The organism is Rothia nasimurium (assembly GCF_014217215.1).
Classification (GTDB): Bacteria; Actinomycetota; Actinomycetes; order Actinomycetales; family Micrococcaceae; genus Rothia; species Rothia avistercoris.
Genome location: NZ_CP056080.1, coordinates 1,229,339 through 1,247,681 on the forward strand (window position 1 = coordinate 1,229,339; position 18,343 = coordinate 1,247,681).

Genomic DNA, 18,343 nt, shown 5'->3' on the forward strand with positions numbered 1-18,343 from the left:
GTGACTGAAAATAATCATCTTCGTTTATTCACCAGTGAGTCCGTGACCGAGGGCCACCCCGACAAGATTTGTGACCAGATTTCTGACTCAATCCTGGACGCTCTGCTGACCGTTGACCCGCTCTCAAACGTAGCGGTTGAAACCCTGGTCACCACCGGCCAGGTGCACGTAGCGGGTGAGGTGACCACCAACGGTTACGTCGACATCCCCAGCATTGTGCGCAAGACTATCCTCAACATCGGCTACAACTCATCTACCCACGGCTTCGACGGCGAATTCTGTGGCGTGTCTGTATCGATTGGCGAGCAGTCACCCGACATTAACTCGGGTGTTTACAACTCCCTCGAAGCCCGCCAGGGCACCGCAGCCGACGATCTGGACCGCCAGGGTGCAGGCGACCAGGGCATCATGTTCGGTTACGCCACCAATGAGACCGAAGTGCTCATGCCCGCCCCCATTTACGTTGCCCACCGCCTGGCTGAGCAGCTGACCAAGGTACGTAAGGACGGCACCCTGCCCAACTTGCGCCCCGACGGTAAGACCCAGGTCACCTTGGGCTACGACGAGAACTTCAAGCCTGTCATGATTGATACCGTTGTGGTCTCAACCCAGCACACCGCAGACTACGATCTCGACCAGCTTGCAGCCGATATTCAGCAGCACGTGATTGAGCCGGTTCTGGCCAGCTTCGACTTTGACTCGTCTCAGGCCAAGTTCATCATCAACCCCGCAGGTCGCTTCGTTCAGGGTGGCCCCGTGGGCGATGCCGGTCTGACCGGCCGCAAGATTATTGTGGATACCTACGGTGGCATGGCCCGCCACGGTGGCGGTGCCTTCTCGGGTAAGGACCCCTCTAAGGTTGACCGTTCTGCCGCCTACGCCATGCGCTGGGTTGCCAAGAACATCGTTGCTGCCGGTCTCGCCGACCGTGCCGAGGTTCAGGTCGCCTATGCTATTGGTCAGGCTGCACCTGTCGGTATCTACGTTGAAACCTTCGGCACCGAAAAGGTCGAAATCTTCAAGATTGAACAGGCTATCCGCGAGGTCTTCGACCTGCGCCCGCTGGCCATCATTCGCGACCTGGAGCTGCGCCGTCCTATCTACGCCAAGACCGCAGCCAACGGCCACTTCGGCCGCGAAGAGCGCGAGTTCACCTGGGAACGCACCAACCGCGTCAGCGAGCTTAAGGCGGCTGTAGGCCTCTAAGCTAAAATGTCTGTATGACAACGGCACCCACCCCCGAATCCCTGCAACCTGATTTGTTGCAGGGATTCGATATACCCGATGCGCACCTGGTCGGCTCCACAGCAGCCGAGGACGCTGCGGTGCAGCTGCCGATTGCCCGCGTGCACATCGATACCCACGTGCCCCACCTCGATAGGCTCTTTGACTACCGGGTGCCAGCAGCTCTTGATGAAGAGGCCCAGCCCGGGGTACGGGTGAGGGTTAAGTTCGGGGGAAGAGAGGTCACCGGCTGGCTGCGGGAGCGGGTAGAACATTCGGACGCCCCCGCCCGCCTGGTACCCCTGCACAAGGTGATTTCGCCCCTGCCTGTTGTTACCCCTGAAGTCTTCGAGTTAGCTGACGCCCTAGCGGAGCGCTACGCGGGGCTGGTGCCCGATGTGCTCCGCCTGGCTGTACCCCCACGGGTCGCTAGCGTTGAGAAAGCTTTTATAGAGGCCGAAGACCCGGCTGAAGCGCCCACTCCAGATTGCCCCGACCTCACCGGCTTTACCGACTACGCCCAGGGGGCTGAGTTCTGTGAGGACCTGCTTGCCGGGCATCAGGCCCGGGCGGTGTTGGCCGTGCTGCCCTCCCACCCTGAACGGAGCTGGGAGCAGCTGCTGGCGTCCGCCTTGGTAGCTACCGCCTCCACCGGCAGGGGAGCCCTAGCCGTGGTGCCAGACCATAAGAGCCTTGACCGGCTCACAGCCGCCCTCGAAGAGCTTGTAGACGAGAGCGCCTTCGTGCGGTTGACCGCCAACGATAAGCCCACCCCCCGCTACCGCAGTTATCTGAAAGCCCAAAGCGGCCAGGTGCGTATTGTGATCGGTACTCGTTCAGCCGCCTACGCTCCCGTAGCCAACCTGGGTCTGGTGGCCTGCTGGGACGACGGGGACTCTTCCCTGGTTGAGCAGCGGGCCCCCTACTGCCAGGCCCGTGACGTGCTTCTACTGCGGGCCACCCACGAAAAGACAGCGGCCCTCTTCATGGGCTATGCGGTCTCTAGCGAGGCTGCCCGCCTGGTCCGCACCCGCTGGGCTAGCTTCCTGGGGGCGGATAGAGCCCTGGTCAGGTCTTTTACTCCCCGGGTCATGCCCACCGGCGATGACTATCAGCTTGCCCGCGACCCCCTGGCAGCTATTGCCCGCATACCCCACCAGGCTTTCGCCGTAGCCAAGGACGCCCTCGCTACGGGGCCCGTGCTGATCCAGGTGGCCCGTGCCGGCTACATCCCCGCCCTGGCCTGCCAGCGCTGCCGCATGCCCGCCCGCTGCGATAACTGTCGCGGCCCCCTGACCCAGCCCGCCGGGGGAAGTGCCCCCCAGTGCGGCTGGTGCGGCCACCTGGCCCACCACTGGCACTGTCTCGACTGCGGGTATAACCGCTGGCGTACCGGTATCGCAGGCGCCCTCCGAACCGCAGAAGAACTGGGTCGGGCATTCCCAGGCGTCCCGGTGATCACCTCCAGCGGCGAGAACATCAAAACCAGTATCGGCCCAGAACCGGCCCTGGTCATCGCCACCCCCGGTGGCGAACCGGTAGCTGAGGGCGGTTATGCCGCCGCCCTGCTGCTTGATGCCGACCGGATGCTTCAGTTCGATTCCCTGCGCGCCCCTGAAACCGCCCTTCGGCGCTGGTTGAACGCGGCAGCCCTGGTGCGCTCCTTTGCCGTGGGCGGCCGTGTCGTCACCACGGCCAGTCCCTCCGCGGCTCTCGAAGCTCTGGTGCGCTGGGACCCCATGGGCTTTGCCCTCTGGGAAATGGATGAGCGTGCCGAGATTGGCCTGCCCCCGGCCGTCCGCACCGCCGCCATTACCGGTAGTGAGCGTGCAGTGCAGGTCTTTTTGGAGGCTATTACCCTGCCCGATGAGGCCCGCGTCAACGGCCCCATGCCCCTGGCCGATTCAACCGGCTACTACGAGGGGGAGGCCGACAGCGACCTCTATCGAGCCATTATCTTCTTCCCCTACGCAGTGGGAGCCAAGCTCACCCATCACCTGCGCTCCATCAAGGCCTCGCTAGCTGCCCTGAAAAAGAGCGAGCCCGTGCAGATACGCTGCGACGGGCTCGATATTCTCTAGGTCTGCCCAGTGCCTGGGTAGCGGGGGCAAGTGCCCGGGGTGGCTAGACTTCTACTGACGATGCAGGGAAGAGGCCAGCTCCAGCAGGGTGAGGGCGCTCTGTTCCCAGGTGTAGCGGGCGGCGTCCGCAAGACCGTTCACAATGCTGGTCTGTTGAACTTGCCGGTCTTCTAAGTCGCGTACCGCCTGCGCAAAGGCGAAGGGGGAGCTGGTCTCAGCAAAGCGGGCTGAGGGGGCAATTTCCCGGAAAATCGGGGTATCCGACAGTACCACGGGGCAGCCCGCCGACTGGGCCTCCACCACAGGCAGACCGTAACCTTCTTCCCGCGAGGCGGTAAGCAGGGCGGCGGCGGTGTGGAGCAGCTGGCGGTAGTCTTCATCGCTGGTTCCCCCGTGGAACACCACGTTTTCTCCCGCGAGAGGTGCAAGTTCTTCTAGGCGCGCCGGGGCTGCCTTGGAGAGTAGGTGCAGGCGGTAGTCCGGCAGAAACTTCATGGCCTGCAGCAGGGTTTCAACATTTTTGTAGGGCATGAAGGAGCCCATGTAGATCAGGTCTTTAGTGCGTGCCGGGGCCAATTCGAGAGCCTGCTCCTGGGCCACAAAATTCTTGGCCTGGGGAGCATTGGGAATCACCGTGATGGGATTGGTCGTCAGCTCGTGCTCCCGCATCAAAGCCGCCGTGGTCTGCGAGACCGTAGCGACGGCGTCCGCCCGGTTCAGCAGGTAGCGCTGGGGCGCGTAGGTGGTGTGGAAAGCCCGCCAGCCCAGCCGAACCGGCAGAGGGAGGAAGCCCGGCGGCGTGGGGTGGGAGTAGTAAATCAAATCGTGCAGGGTCAGGATCAGCTTGAACTGCCTGCCCAGCCCACCCAGCCCGATGGTTTGCATGGGTGAGAAGACCACATCGGGGGAGTAGCGGTTGAGCTGCAGGGCGGCGGTGGGTTCCAGGGCGGACGTCGGCGCACAGATCTGCACGGACGGCAGGTCGGGGAGCATCTCGAGCTGACGTTCATCACTCACCACCATGGTGAGCTCCAGGCCTTCGGGCAGACGCCGGTCGCCGGCGTCCTCTAGCTCCTTGAGGGCAAAGAGTAAGGACGCGGTGTAGCGGCTAATGCCGTCGTGAAAACCGATGCGGGTATAGCGGGCATCAATAAAGAGTTTCATGCTACTTGCCCTCCTCTAGGCCTTGGGAATGAAAGTCGACAATCAGGGAAGCAGCCCGTAAGGGGGTCTCGTAGTGAATCAGGTGGCCGACCTCGGGAATGATATCGAACCGTCCCCGCTGGAGTTTACGTGCCATGGCCTGCTGGAGTTCTAGGGTACCCAGGTCGTCCTTTTCTGCCACAATGAGCTGGACCGGCATCGGCAGGGCCGGGGTGAAATCAGCTGCGGTGGAACTGATGGAGGCCCGGTAGGCCTGTAGAACCGCCTCGCGGGAGGCAAAGGCACCGAAGTAGGCATCGTGCTGGCCGTTGATGAACCGGCGCAGGGCGGGGTCGTGATTTTTCATCATGAACTCACTGCTCAATCTGGTGACCAGGCGGGAGCGCAGCAGGGCAAACCCCGGGGAAGCAGGTAGGGCAGCTCCCGCACCATAATAGAGCTCAGCCAGGCGGCTCATCACCTTTTGGTCCCCCTCAAGGGCAGGCTGGCAGATGGGGTTAATCAAGGTCAAACGCTCTACCAGATGGGGGCGCACCAGGGCAGTATAAGAGCTCACGATCGACCCAAAAGAGTGACCCACCAGGTGCACCGGGCTGCCCACAGCAGTCTCAATGAAATCAACCAACCAGGCAGCATAGGTGCTCACCGCATGCTCAGCCCCCTCAATCGGGGCAGTTTTACCAAAGCCCGGCAGATCAGGGATATACACGCAAAAATCTCTCAAGCCGGTGGCAATGATTTCGAGGCCGTGGTGATCGCCCCTAAAGCCGTGCACCAAAACCAGGGGAGCGGCGTCCGCGTTTCCATACACCCACCAGCGGCTGTAGGTGCCGCCAACCCAGCCCTCGTAGCGCGTCCCGGCAGGAACCTGCTGAGGTACCGGCTCAAAAACACCGGCCGAGCGGGGGCTTGCAGACATAGTGACTCCTTCTCTCTACCCCCACCACTGTACCGCCTCCCCCCACTTCTCAGTGGGCAAACTGCCACCGGACAAAGCAAGCCCAAGCGCGGTACACTAGGAAGCAAACTATTGACAGCTCAGACTCGTGCGCGCCCAAAAAGCGCAAGCACCACTCGACAGACAGGAAACACGGTGACTGCTGAGGTAGAACCTACCGAACAGAACGAAACCACCTGGGACTTCCGCTCCATGGAAGCCAAGTGGCAGCCCTACTGGGAAGAAACCAAGGTTTTTGAACCCACTAACGAAGAAGGCAAGGAAGCCCGCTATGTAGCGGACATGTTCCCCTACCCCTCCGGCGACCTCCATATGGGCCATGCCGAAGCCTTCGCCATTGGCGACGTCACCGCCCGCTTCTGGAAGCAAAAGGGCTACGATGTGCTGCACCCTATCGGCTGGGACTCTTTCGGCCTGCCCGCAGAAAACGCAGCCATCAAGAACAACACCCACCCCAAAGAGTGGACCTACAAGAACATCGAGACCCAGGCCGGCTCTTTCAAGCGCTACGGCATTATGACCGACTGGTCCCGCCGACTGCACACCTCTGACCCCGAATACTACAAGTGGACCCAGTGGCTCTTTCAGCAGTTCTACAAGAAGGGGCTGGCCTACCGTAAGTACTCCCAGGTCAACTGGTGCCCCAAGGACCAGACCGTGCTGGCCAACGAGCAGGTTGTCAACGGCGAGTGCGAACGCTGCCACACCCCCGTGACCAAAAAGTCTCTGAACCAGTGGTACTTCAAGATCACCGACTACGCCCAGGAACTGCTGGACGACATGAAGGAGCTGGAGGGCCACTGGCCCGACCGCGTGCTGGCTATGCAGCGTAACTGGATCGGCCGCTCCGAGGGTGCCGAGGTTACTTTTGAGGTTGAGGCTGCCGGCAACAAACCCGCCACCACCGTAGACGTCTTCACCACCCGCCCCGATACCCTCTACGGCGCAACCTTCTTCATCGTGGCAGCCGACGCCGATCTGGCCCTCGACCTGGTAACCGACGACCAGCGGGAAGCCCTGGAAGCCTACCGCGAAGAGATCAAGGTTCTGTCGGATATCGACCGTCAGTCCACCGACCGCGAGAAGACCGGTGTTTTCCTGGGCCGTTACGCCATCAACCCCCTGACCGGCGATAAGCTGCCCCTGTGGGCCTCAGATTACGCCCTGGCTGACTACGGCACCGGCGCACTGATGGCGGTTCCCGCCCACGACCAGCGTGACCTGGACTTCGCCCGTAAGTTCGATATCCCCGTCATCACTGTTCTCGACACCGGTGAGGACGACCCGGCAGAAACCGGCGTTGCTACCACCGGCGATGGCGTGCACATCAACTCCGGCCCGCTGGATGGCCTGAACAAGGCTGACGGTATCTCAAAGGCCATCGAGATTCTTGAAGAGAAGGGTGTAGGCACCGGCAAGGTCAACTTCCGCCTGCGTGACTGGCTGCTCTCCCGCCAGCGCTTCTGGGGTTGCCCCATCCCCGTCATCCACTGTGAAGAGCACGGTGAACAGCTGGTTCCGGAAGAGCAGCTGCCCGTCCTGCTCCCCGACAACCTGGCCGGTGAAGACCTGGCGCCCAAGGGCCAATCACCCCTGGCAGCTGCTACCGACTGGAACACTGTTGCCTGCCCCGTCTGCGGTAAGGACGCCAAGCGCGACTCAGACACCATGGACACCTTCGTGGATTCCTCCTGGTACTTCCTGCGCTACGTCTCACCGAATTACGACCAGGCTATCTTCGACCCCGAGCAGATGAAGAAGTGGAACCAGGTCGACATGTACGTCGGCGGTGTTGAGCACGCGATTCTGCACCTACTCTACGCTCGCTTCTTCACCAAGGTCATCCGCGACCTGGGTCTGATTGAACACTCTGAGCCTTTTAAGGCCCTGATGAACCAGGGCCAGGTGCTCAACCAGGGTAAGGCTATGTCTAAGTCACTGGGTAACGGTGTTGACCTGGGCCAGCAGCTCGATAAGTTCGGCGTCGATGCCGTCCGTACCGTCATGGTATTCGCATCGCCGCCCGAGGACGATGTCGACTGGGCCGACGTTTCCCCCGCAGGTATGCAGAAGTTTCTGGCCCGCGCCTGGCGCGTTGCCCAGGACGTCACCAGCGAGGTCGGGGCGGACGGCGCAAGCGGCGACGCCGCCCTGCACAAGCTGGTGCACCGCACCGTCCACGACGTCGATGCCCTGGTAGAGAACGGCAAGTTCAACGTTGCCGTGGCCAAGACCATGGAGCTGGTCAACGCTACCCGCAAGGTCATTGACTCCGGTGCAGGTGCTGCTGACCCGGCCGTCCGCGAAGCTGCTGAGACCATCGCCATCCTGCTCTCCCTCTACGCCCCCTACACCGCAGAGGACGCCTGGCATCTGCTCGGCCACGATACCCCGGTACTGACTGCGGGCTGGCCCGAGGTCGACCCGGCCCAGCTGGTAGATGATACCGTCACTGCAATCGTGCAGGTCAAGGGCAAGGTCAAGGACCGCCTGGAGGTCGCCAAGGATATTTCTGAAGCCGACCTTGAAGCCCTGGCTCTGGGGTCAGAGGCCGTTCAGCGAGCCCTGGGCGACGCTGAAGTACGCAAGATCATTGTGCGTGCCCCCAAGCTGGTCAATATCGTGATCTAGCGAGATCTAGATAGATATCATCGGGTGCTCCTTCCGTAGCGAGGGGGTACCCGATTTTTCTATCTTTTGGGTGATTGCTATGGACTGAGTCACTCCAAGGGCTTGGCTAGGCGGTAGAGTAGTGAGGTGCGTTCTATAGCCCTGGTCACCGATTCATCTGCTGCCCTGCCCGCCGCTACCCTTGAACAGCTCAAGGCCGAAGGCGGGTTTAGTCTGGTTGAGCTACCGGTTACCGTGGGCGACCGTGCTTTGAATGATCTACCGACCGATCAGATAGATGCCGCTATCGCTTTAGCTCACGTTCAGGGGGAGCAGGTGCTGACCTCCGGTGTTGCGCCGGGTACCCTGGTGGACGCCTACGAACATCTGGCAGCCCAGGGCTACACTGCGATTATTTCGGTTCATTTATCCGGGGAACTATCGGGTACCTGCGATGCGGCCCGTTTAGCGGCGCAACTGGTCGATGTGCCAGTGGTGGTGGTTGATTCGCTGAACCTGGCGATGGGACTGGGGGAGCCGGTGCTCCGCCTTCACCGCCTCCTTGCCCGAGAGCAGGACTTAGAGCAGGCCACCGCTGTAGCCGAGGAGCTCTGTGCTTCTGTCGAGCTCTTTTTCTTCATCCCTACCCTGGACGCTCTTAAGCGGGGCGGACGCGTCAGCCCCGCTTTAGCTATGGTGGGCCAGATGTTTCAGATTCGGCCTGTAGCTACCGTGCTTGATGGCAAACTGCACTACGTTGAGCGCCCCCGTACTACATCTAAGGCGATTGAACGGCTTGCAGCTTTGACCGAACAGGCCAGCTCCGAGCGGGCCGGTGAATTACCCCTGGACGTGCCACTGAAGGATAGGGAAGCAGCCAACCTACTCAGGCGCCAGGGGCAGGTGGTTGCCATCCATTACAGCGGTAATGAGGAGCAGGCACGGGAGTTTCAGAAGACCCTGGGGTCTATCGCCTCTGGGGCCGTGCTGACGCCCCTGCCCCCGGTGCTCTCTGCCCATGCGGGCTTAGGGGCCCTGGCAGCCGTTATTTTCTAGAGTTATGTTCAAGATGGTGCAGAGACCCTGTGGATAGGGGCCTGAGTCGCGTCATCTTGTGACTCGGCTGCACCACCTGTGAGGTTTTTGGGGCTAATTTCCGCAGGCTGGTGGGAGGGACTTTATCCACAGGCGCCTTTGGCCTTGGCCTAGATTGTCGGAAGCTCTTAGCCTGGGGCCATGTCTCAGAACTCTAGGTACCCCGCTGATACCCTACCGTCTGTTTCGGTTGAACCTGCCGACGTCGATACAGGTCAGCCGAGTCAGACCGACTACCTCCTGCGCAGCAGGCGCCACGGCCCTGCTCCTGCGAGCACCTCCCGGAGCTCCCGCCATCGGGCGCTTCTTGAGCGTGCTTTGGCGTCTTCCGGTTCGGAGTCTCCCGGTCTTGGTCCGCAGACTTCGGTGACCCGGTGGCGGGTGCCTACGGGTGCTCTGGTGATTCTTGCTCTTGTCTTGGGTCTTGTTGCTCTGTGGCCTGTGGTGTTTTCTGGTGGCGGCTCGTCTGTGTCGGCGGTTCCTGTGGCTCCTTCTGGGGAAGCCACGGTGCAGGCTGATGGGGGTAGCCCGGTGCCGGGTGATGAGGCTGGTCAGGGGCTGAGCACCGGGGCGGCCGCTACTTCAGTTGCCGCTCATGGGGGAGGTGCGCCTGTGGTGGTTCATGTTGCCGGCGCGGTGCAGACTCCGGGAGTCTACGAGCTGGATTCTGGAAGCCGGGTGAACGATGCGGTCACAGCTGCCGGTGGGCTCAGGGACGATGCTGATACATCGGCGATTAACCTGGCAGCCCCTGCCAGTGACGGTAGCCAGATCTATATTCCGGTGCAGGGCGAGGCACCACCTAGTTCGGCGGGTGGCGCCGAGGCCGCTCATAGTTTAGCGGGTACGGGTCTCGGTACAAATCGGGGTACGGACGCCGCCGGGCTAGTGAATATCAATACGGCAAGCGCCGAAGAGCTTCAGACCCTCCCGAAGGTCGGCCCGGTGCTAGCTGCATCGATTATTAGCTGGCGGGAGCAGTACGGGGGGTTCAGCTCGGTGGATGAGCTGGACCAGGTTTCGGGCATTGGGCCAGCCACTCTTGAAGCTCTCCGCCCGCTGGTGACGGTATGAAAAGGGTTCTGGCTGTTGGTCGGAGCTGGCAGCAGGTGCAAGCTGAACGGGCCGAACATCGGCGGGTGCAACCACGTCTGACCGATGCCCGTCTTGTGGCACCTGCTGTGGGGCTCTGGTGTTTTACCGCCCTGTGGATTCTTGTCGGGGCCCGGTGGGCGCTCTGGGCCGGGGCCCTGCTCGCTTGCCTTGCTCTGGGCTCCTGGTGCGGCGCCCAGCTTTTAGTTCGGAAGAGTATTGCGAAGGTGAAAGGTTCACTGGCCCCACTGGTCCCTGTGTCATATACTCTGGCGCTAACCTGCCTGCTCGCTGCATTACAGACGGTTGCCCTTCAGGCCAGGGGCTACCCTCAACAGTGGGAGCTGATGCAGGCTCTGAACGGGCAGGGAATACGAGTGACGGCTGAAGTAACTGAGGCCCGGCCTGCTCCAACGGGTGGGTATAGGTTGCAGGTAGAAACCGTGGAGATAAGGCAGGCTTCAAGGACCTGGGCCCAGCGGGTACCGCTCAGCGTCTATACAGATAAACTTTTTATTCCGGGGAGCACTGTCAGCGCGGTGGGGGAGTTGAAGGTCAGCGGAACCTACTACCGGTTGCAGGGAGCTGTGAGCCTGCTGGAGCAACCGGCTTCTGTAGCCCCTCTCTTCGAACTTAAGAGCGGGTTGCGCGATAGGGCAGTGGACCACCTGGGCGCCGAACGGGCTGGCCTGCTCCTGGGTATGGCCTACGGCGATGATTCTTCACTGCCTGCACCGGCTCTTTCATCTTTGCGGGTGGCCGGTCTAACGCACCTGACAGCTGTTTCGGGGGCCAACATTACCCTGATATTTGTCGTCGCCTACCGTCTGCTCTACCCGCTGTGGCCCCGGCGTCCTGCCCTTATAGCAGTCGGAGTAGCCGCGTCATCGGCCTACGTCGTGCTGGTAGGGCTTGACGGTTCTGTACTCAGAGCCTGGGTAATGGGGCTGCTGGGAGCTCTAGGTCTGATTCTTGGCCACGGAGCCTATCGTCTGGCTTTCCTCTCGACCTGCGTGATGGCTCTTCTTCTGGCAGCGCCACCCCTTGCCACCCACTACGGCTTTATTCTCTCGGTCGTGGCTACAGCTTCCCTCCTGATACTGGCACCGGCTATCTCGCGTCTCATCAGTAGAGCGCTGCCCCTTCTGCTTGCTGATCTGGTAGCCCTACCCTGTGCAGCTAGCCTCTGGTGCGCGCCGGTTATCCTGATACTTTCTGAGTCCATCTACCCCTATACAGTCCTAGCTAACCTTCTGGTCGCCCCTTTGGTAGCGCCCATTACCGTACTGGGGTTGCTAGCCCTCATCGGCTACGCCCTGGGGCTAGCCCAACCCCTGCTCGATGCCCTCATGAACCTCGGTGGCTTTCTTACCCAGGGGCTGCTAGCGGTTGCTACCTGGTGCTACAAGCTACCTGCAAGCCAGCTACCTCTTGCGCTTTCACCTCTCACTCTGGGGTTGACCCTGCTGGCCGTTGTGGGTATCAGCTGGCTGGTTCTCTCAGCGGACAAGTCACTCAACTCGCTGCCCGCAGCTCGCTTGCCTCGACTGCTAGGGGGCAGACCGTGAACCGCAGGAGAAACAAAAGCCTGGTTGATCTTGCCCTCATAGTGCTCGTGATAGGTCTAGCGGTATTCCTGCTGCACGACCGTTGGCCGGCTGCACACCGGGCCCCTGCCCACTGGCAGTGGATTACCTGCGATGTAGGCCAAGGAGATGCTCATCTGATCCGTACCGGCCAGCGATCGGCCTACCTTCTTGATACCGGCGACGATTACTCGGCCCTCAAGTCCTGCCTCGACTGGGCCGGGGTAGACCAGCTGGAAGCTGTGCTCATAACCCACGCCCATAGCGACCATGATGGGGTACTACAACAGGTTCAAAGTGACTTCGCCCAGCCGACGCTGGTGACGTCACCCCATTACAGCAGACAGGGGGAGCAGACCCCGGTCACGCAAGGAACAGCTGCCTATCGGCTTGCTGCGGGCTCGGCTTTCCCCGCAGAGTCCATTACCGCAGGGCAGCACGAGGTAGCCGGTCAGCCCCTGGGCCTGGTGCTCTGGCCCCCGGAGCAGGCCCAACGAATTCCCGGCACAACCAGCTCCTCTAGCTGGATCAACAATTCCTCCCTCGTCATCCACTGGTCATTACCGGCCAGGGAGACCGGCCAGAGGCCGCTGACCGTGCTCACCACGGGAGATCTTGAAGCGGACGCCGCCCACCGGCTTCTTACCGAATCGGCGGGGCAGGTGCCGGCCGACGTCCTTAAAATAGCCCACCACGGCTCGGCGGGCAGCGGAACCGACCTGATCATCGCAGCCAGCCCCTCCCTAGCGCTCATCCCTGTGGGAGCAGACAACAGTTATGGGCACCCGCATGAGAGTATTCTCAGCTTCCTGAACCGGCGTTCTATCCCCGCTGCCCGCACTGACCTTTCGGGGCATCTGGCTCTGACCACCAGTGACCAGGGGATTGAGGTGACCGCCTCGGGCTAAACCTGCACAAAAGCGCTTTATCTGACAAGATAGAAAGGCACCCAAGGAGGATACATGGCACGCACACCCCGCACCCGCTCAGCTGGTCCAGATAACGGCTGGCGATCGGTTCCGCTTGCTCCGCTCGTTTTGCTCTACGGCCCCGAAGAATACTTTGCCTCCCGGGCCACCCAGCGGCTCCGCCAGCTCTTTGAAGAGGCCCACGGCAGCTACGAACTCACCAGTCTCTCGGCCAAAGATTACCGGGCCGGGCAGCTAGACGTCCTTGCCAGCCCCTCCCTTTTCGACGAACCCAAAATCATTGAGGTCACCCAGGTCGCCTCCATGAGCGACGCCTTCCTGCAGGACGCCCTTGCCTATGCCGCTGCACCCCACGACTCCACCCTAGTGGTACTGCACCACGCAGGAGGTAACAGAGGCAAAAAGCTCATTGATACCATCAAGGCCAACAAGTCCTACCCGGTGGTTGAGTGTAAAGCCCTTAAAAATGAACGCGACCGGCTGGACTTCGTCATTTACGAGTTCCGCTCAGCCCAGCGCTCTATTGACCCGCCCGCAGCGGCAGCCCTCGCGGCAGCAACCAGTGATATTTCAGAACTAGCCTCGGCTACCCGCCAGCTCATTGCAGATGAGCCGGGTACCATCACTGTAGATACCATCGACCGCTACTTTGGCGGCCGTACCGAGGTCACCGCCTTTAAGGTGGGTGATGCTGCGGTAGCGGGCAACAGCAGGGAAGCTATTAAACTGCTCCGCCAGGCGATCGATACCGGAAGCGACCCTATCCCCATCCTGGGTGCCCTGGCTGCCCGCATGCGCAACATTGCCAAAGTACACGGGGTGCGTGGTAACTCCAACCAACTGGCGGGTGACCTTAAGATAGCTCCCTGGCAGGTAGAAGCTGCCCAGCGGGATTCCCGCAGGTATGCGCCTGCCGACCTGGCCCGCGTCCTTGCCCTGCTGGCCGATACTGATGCCCAGCTCAAGGGCGAGAACCTTGACTCTTTCTACCCCCTAGAAAAAGCCGTCCTGGCTATTTCCCAGGCCTCCCGCACCCACTAGCGACAGGGCAAGAAAGCACAAGGCCCCGCTCCCATAAAAGGGAGCGGGGCCTTGTGTCACTTCGCTCTTAGACGCCGGCTAGAGGGGCCGGAATATAGAACTTAGGAAAGCTTGTTGACGAGAACGGTCAGACCGGACTTCTTGTTAGCTGCGTTCTTCTTGTGCAGAACACCCTTAGAAACAGCCTTGTCCAGCTTGCGGTTCGCAACACGAAGAGCTTCAGTTGCTGCTTCAACGTTCTGAGCTTCAACTGCCTCGTTGACCTTACGGATGGAGGTCTTGAGATCTGACTTGATTGCGTTGTTGCGCAGACGAGCCTTCTCGTTGGTGAGGATGCGCTTCTTCTGGGACTTGATGTTAGCCACGATTAAAAACTTTCTGTTTTTGTCTAATTGGTCGGTGAGGGCTGCGCTGACCGGTCATCGACTGAGCGGCGTGGGGATGCCTATGGCAACCAGTCAGCAGTGCCCGATGACCATCGGACACACAAGGGTTAACTTTATCAGCTCCGCCCCAGCTTAGGGCAGAGATATAAGCAACAATTTTTCTTAGACCCTGCCAGGTTGGGGGGAGCAGGCTTGCAGCGAAGCTGCTGGCTTCGGGGCTGGCGTGAATCGCTTGTGAGCGAAGCGAACCGGCGAGAGGGTCGGCAGCGAGCGCGAGCCTGTGTAACCCCTTTGAGTTAAGTCTCTTAGCGACGGCGGTAGGCCTCGGCGATGAAGTCGAAGGTTGCCCGGTCCATGATGGCCCCCTCACGGCGGATACCGTTCGGGTTGAGCTGGATGACCCGGTTGAGCTTGACCTCAGAGTCACGCCCTTCCTTGTCCCATACGCCTGCACCGATGTCCAGGTAGTTGGGGTCGGCGGTGCGGGAGTTGGAGTGGTCCTTGCTGGTGAGCATCAGCCCTAGAAGGTAGGAACCGGAGCGTCCGATGACTAGGACTGGGCGGTCCTTGCCCTGGCTGTAGTCCTCTTCGAAGGGGACCCAGGCCCAGACGACTTCACCGGGATCGGCGTCGCCGTCGAGAGCGGGGGAGTAGTCAAAGGCTACCGAGCCGAAGTAATCGCCGGGGTAGCCGCCCTGTTCCCAGCTTCCGGTGGAGGGGGCGGACGCTGCTGTCCCGTTTCCTGCCGGGTAGCCGGTGGCGTAGGGGTTAGAGGGGGCTGAGGGGCGGGAGTCTGTGCCCTGCTGCTTATTCTTCTGGTTCTGGTACTTGTTCCATTCCCGGTAGATGCGCTGGCCGATGTTCAGTGCCTGCTGGACGGTTCGCATGTTGATCTTCATGGTCACTACAATAATCGCTCCTCATCGGCGCGCGAGCAGACACGCACCGGCTAAATGTGAGAAACTGGTTAACTGATTTCTACCGTCAGAGACCCGGTAGGCTCCCATGAGCTTTCTGAGAGTCGTGAAAGGACCCAACACACGTGTCACCCTTGGCGACCAACCCGCCCAAACCGGCGGCCACTGACCCTTCCGTTATCCGTAACTTCTGCATCATTGCGCATATTGACCACGGTAAGTCCACCCTGGCTGACCGCATGCTGCAGGCCACCGGCGTGGTTACTCCGCGCGAGATGAAGGCCCAGTACCTTGACCGCATGGATATCGAGCGTGAGCGCGGTATCACTATTAAGTCCCAGGCTGTTCGTATGCCCTGGGAGGTTGACGGTGTCAACTATGCCCTGAACATGATTGACACCCCCGGTCACGTGGACTTCACCTACGAGGTCTCCCGTTCTCTGGCTGCGTGTGAGGGTGCCTTGCTACTGGTAGATGCTGCTCAGGGTATTGAGGCTCAGACCCTGGCCAACCTCTACCTGGCTATGGAAAATGACCTGACCATTATTCCGGTGCTCAATAAGATTGACCTTCCGGCAGCCCAGCCCGATAAGTATGCCGAGGAACTGGCTAACCTAATTGGCGTTGAGCCTGAGGATGTGCTGCGGGTTTCGGGTAAGACCGGTGAGGGCGTACCCGAGCTGCTGGACCGTATCGTTGAGCTGCTGCCCGCGCCCGAGGGTCAGGCTGATGCCCCCGCTCGCGCCATGATTTTTGACTCTGTCTACGACTCCTACCGCGGTGTGGTCACCTATGTTCGTGTGGTGGACGGCAAGCTGGAACCCCGCCAGAAGATTAAGATGATGTCTACCGGCGCAGAGCATGACCTGCTGGAAATCGGTGTGATTTCTCCCGAGCCCAAGCCGACCGAGGGCCTGGGCATGGGCGAGGTAGGCTACCTGATTACCGGTGTGAAGGACGTCCGCCTGTCCCGCGTGGGTGATACCGTCACCGGTGCCCACAAGCCTGCCGCAGAAGAGCTGGGTGGCTACGAGGACCCCAAGCCCATGGTTTTCTCGGGCCTCTTCCCGATTGACGGCTCTGACTACCCGGCCCTGCGTGACGCCCTCGATAAGCTGCAGCTCAACGACGCCGCCCTGATTTTCGAGCCTGAGACCTCTGCGGCTCTGGGCTTTGGTTTCCGCTGTGGCTTCTTGGGGTTGCTCCACCTTGAAATTGTGCGTGAACGCCTGGAACGCGAGTTCAACCTCGACCTGATTTCTACTGCCCCCAACGTTATCTACGATGTGGTGGCTGAGGACGGCACCGCTCAGCGCGTGACCAACCCCTCCGAGTTCCCCGAGGGTAAGGTCGCAACCATTCGCGAACCTATGGTGGCCTGCACCATCATTGCCCCGAACGAGTTTGTGGGTGCGATTATGGAGCTGTGCCAGTCCCGTCGCGGCACCATGGGCGGCATGGACTACCTTTCCCAGGATCGTGTGGAACTGCGCTACCGCCTACCCCTGGCCGAAATTGTTTTTGACTTCTTCGACCAGCTCAAATCTAAGACCCGCGGTTATGCTTCTCTGGACTGGAAGTTTGACGGTGAGGAAGAAGCCGATCTGGTCAAGGTCGATATTCTGCTGCAGGGCGAGAAGGTTGACGCTTTCTCGGCCATTACCCACCGCGATAAGGCCTACTCCTACGGCGTGATGATGACCGGCAAGCTGCGTGAGCTGATTCCTCGTCAGCAGTTCGAGGTGCCGATTCAGGCTGCTATTGGCTCTCGCATTATTGCCCGTGAGAATATTCGCGCTATGCGTAAGGACGTTCTCTCTAAGTGCTACGGTGGCGATATTTCGCGTAAGCGTAAGCTGCTGGAGAAGCAGAAGGAAGGTAAGAAGCGTATGAAGATGGTGGGCCGTGTTGAGGTTCCCCAGGAAGCCTTCATCGCTGCCCTGTCTTCCGGTGAAGAAGGTAAGGACAAGGGCAAGAAGTAATGCCAGCCCAGCCTCTGGGCGCTCCGGCCCCTTTGGACGGCAGAATCCCCGTTGATTCTGCCGTCCACGGCGTTGAGCGCGATTTTTCTCTCTACGTACACGTGCCGTTTTGCTCGGTACGGTGCGGCTACTGTGACTTCAATACCTACGCCACCGAGGATTTCGGTAACGGGGTGGGTTTGGGTACCTATGCCGAGGACGCCATCGCTGAGTTGCGCTTTGCCCGGCAGGTTTTGCGCGAGTCGGGTGTTGCTGACCGTCCGCTTTACTCTGTCTTTTTTGGCGGGGGCACCCCCACCAAGCTGCCTGCAGCTGATCTTGTGAAGATTCTGCGCGAAGCGGTTGAGCTGTTTGGTGTAGAAGAGGGTGCTGAGGTAACGACCGAGGCTAACCCCGACTCGGTGACCCGCGAGGATCTTGAGACGCTGAAGGCCGGTGGCTTTACCCGGGTCTCCTTCGGTATGCAGTCGGTGGTACCTGAGGTGCTTGAGGTGCTTGATCGTACCCACACTCCGGCGAATGTTCCCAAGGTGGTCGCCTGGGCCAAAGAGGTTGGGCTTCAGGTGTCGGTTGACCTGATTTACGGGTCGCCGGGGGAGAGCCTGGCCCAGTGGGAGCAGTCGGTGCGGGCAGCGGTATCGTATGCCCCTGACCATATTTCTGCCTATTCACTTATCGTTGAAGAGGGTACCAAGCTGGCTGCCCAGATTCGGCGGGGCGATTACACCATGCCCGATGAAGACCTCATGGCGGACATGTACCTGCTGGCTGAGCAGATCTTCAATGAGGCCGGCTACCACTGGTATGAGGTGTCGAACTACGCCAAGTCACCGGATCATCGCTCCCGCCATAACTATGCCTACTGGCGAAACCAGGACTGGTGGGGCATTGGCCCCGGCGCCCACTCACACGTGAACGGCACCCGCTGGTGGAATCTCAAACACCCGGTACCCTATGCCAACCGAGTCCGGGCTGGCCAGAGCCCGGCTGCTGCCCGCGAGGTTTTGGGGGAGCAGACCCGCAGGTTTGAGGACATCATGCTGCAGGTCAGGGTTATTGACGGCTTAGACATTTCCCGCCTGATGGAGGGTGGCGATGCTGCCCGAATCGAGGCGTCCCTGAACTGGCTTCAGGGGCAGGGTTTGATTGATCCCGAGGCGAGAGCGGGCGGACGCGTGCAGCTCACCCTCCAGGGGCGCCTGCTGGGCGACGCGGTGACCAGGGAGCTCCTCCCCGATATCGACAGCTAGCTACTTTGCCCCACCAGGGGGAAACGAA

Annotated in this window: 14 protein-coding genes; 10 read left to right on the plus strand and 4 right to left on the minus strand. The window is 60.8% G+C overall.

What is annotated here, in order from left to right; all coding sequences use genetic code 11:
• Complete coding sequence (gene metK / locus HWU94_RS05790; protein WP_185172881.1) at positions 1-1,206, plus strand: methionine adenosyltransferase; 1,206 nt, start codon at positions 1-3, stop codon at positions 1,204-1,206.
• Between the two features lie 14 nt (positions 1,207-1,220).
• A complete protein-coding gene (locus HWU94_RS05795; RefSeq protein ID WP_185172882.1) occupies positions 1,221-3,305 on the plus strand; it encodes a primosomal protein N' in 2,085 nt (694 codons plus the stop codon).
• A gap of 51 nt (positions 3,306-3,356) precedes the next feature.
• On the opposite strand, the gene HWU94_RS05800 is transcribed toward HWU94_RS05795, so the two are convergent.
• Positions 3,357-4,469 (minus strand): glycosyltransferase family 1 protein, encoded by a 1,113-nt coding sequence (locus tag HWU94_RS05800; RefSeq protein WP_185172883.1) that lies wholly within the window; start codon positions 4,467-4,469, stop codon positions 3,357-3,359.
• A gap of 1 nt (position 4,470) precedes the next feature.
• Positions 4,471-5,388, minus strand: coding sequence for an alpha/beta fold hydrolase (locus tag HWU94_RS05805; RefSeq protein ID WP_185172884.1), 918 nt, complete (start codon positions 5,386-5,388; stop codon positions 4,471-4,473).
• 231 nt (positions 5,389-5,619) lie between these two features.
• Here HWU94_RS05805 and leuS point away from each other — a divergent pair, with 231 nt between their 5' ends.
• The 6 genes from leuS to holA all read left to right on the plus strand — a co-directional run bounded on the left by leuS (position 5,620) and on the right by holA (position 13,780).
• Positions 5,620-8,058, plus strand: a complete 2,439-nt coding sequence (leuS, locus tag HWU94_RS05810) for a leucine--tRNA ligase (protein WP_185174791.1) — start codon at positions 5,620-5,622, stop codon at positions 8,056-8,058.
• 126 nt (positions 8,059-8,184) lie between these two features.
• Positions 8,185-9,093 (plus strand): DegV family protein, encoded by a 909-nt coding sequence (locus HWU94_RS05815; RefSeq protein ID WP_185172885.1) that lies wholly within the window; start codon positions 8,185-8,187, stop codon positions 9,091-9,093.
• 180 nt (positions 9,094-9,273) lie between these two features.
• Positions 9,274-10,206, plus strand: a complete 933-nt coding sequence (locus HWU94_RS05820) for a ComEA family DNA-binding protein (RefSeq protein ID WP_185172886.1) — start codon at positions 9,274-9,276, stop codon at positions 10,204-10,206.
• 365 nt (positions 10,207-10,571) lie between these two features.
• Positions 10,572-11,792 (plus strand): ComEC/Rec2 family competence protein, encoded by a 1,221-nt coding sequence (locus HWU94_RS05825; protein WP_185172887.1) that lies wholly within the window; start codon positions 10,572-10,574, stop codon positions 11,790-11,792.
• Positions 11,789-12,718 carry a ComEC/Rec2 family competence protein gene (locus HWU94_RS05830; protein WP_185172888.1) on the plus strand — a complete coding sequence of 310 codons (930 nt, stop codon included), beginning with the start codon at positions 11,789-11,791 and terminating at the stop codon, positions 12,716-12,718. Before HWU94_RS05825 ends, HWU94_RS05830 begins: the two co-directional genes overlap by 4 nt.
• Before the next feature lie 54 nt (positions 12,719-12,772).
• Entirely contained in the window at positions 12,773-13,780 is a 1,008-nt protein-coding gene (holA, locus tag HWU94_RS05835) for a DNA polymerase III subunit delta (RefSeq protein ID WP_185172889.1), read from the plus strand.
• A 101-nt stretch (positions 13,781-13,881) separates the two neighbouring features.
• Here the strand turns inward: holA and rpsT are convergent, their stop codons facing one another.
• Both rpsT and HWU94_RS05845 read right to left on the minus strand, forming a co-directional pair.
• A complete protein-coding gene (gene rpsT / locus HWU94_RS05840; protein ID WP_185172890.1) occupies positions 13,882-14,145 on the minus strand; it encodes a 30S ribosomal protein S20 in 264 nt (87 codons plus the stop codon).
• 326 nt (positions 14,146-14,471) lie between these two features.
• Positions 14,472-15,065: a type II toxin-antitoxin system PemK/MazF family toxin gene (locus tag HWU94_RS05845; protein WP_185172891.1), complete on the minus strand. Its 594-nt coding sequence runs from the start codon at positions 15,063-15,065 to the stop codon at positions 14,472-14,474.
• Between the two features lie 143 nt (positions 15,066-15,208).
• On the opposite strand from HWU94_RS05845, the gene lepA reads away from it, so the two are divergent.
• Both lepA and hemW read left to right on the plus strand, forming a co-directional pair.
• Positions 15,209-17,065, plus strand: a complete 1,857-nt coding sequence (gene lepA / locus HWU94_RS05850) for a translation elongation factor 4 (RefSeq protein WP_185172892.1) — start codon at positions 15,209-15,211, stop codon at positions 17,063-17,065.
• Entirely contained in the window at positions 17,065-18,315 is a 1,251-nt protein-coding gene (gene hemW / locus HWU94_RS05855) for a radical SAM family heme chaperone HemW (protein WP_185172893.1), read from the plus strand. The genes lepA and hemW overlap by 1 nt, the downstream gene beginning before the upstream one ends.
• Positions 18,316-18,343 lie beyond the last annotated feature (28 nt).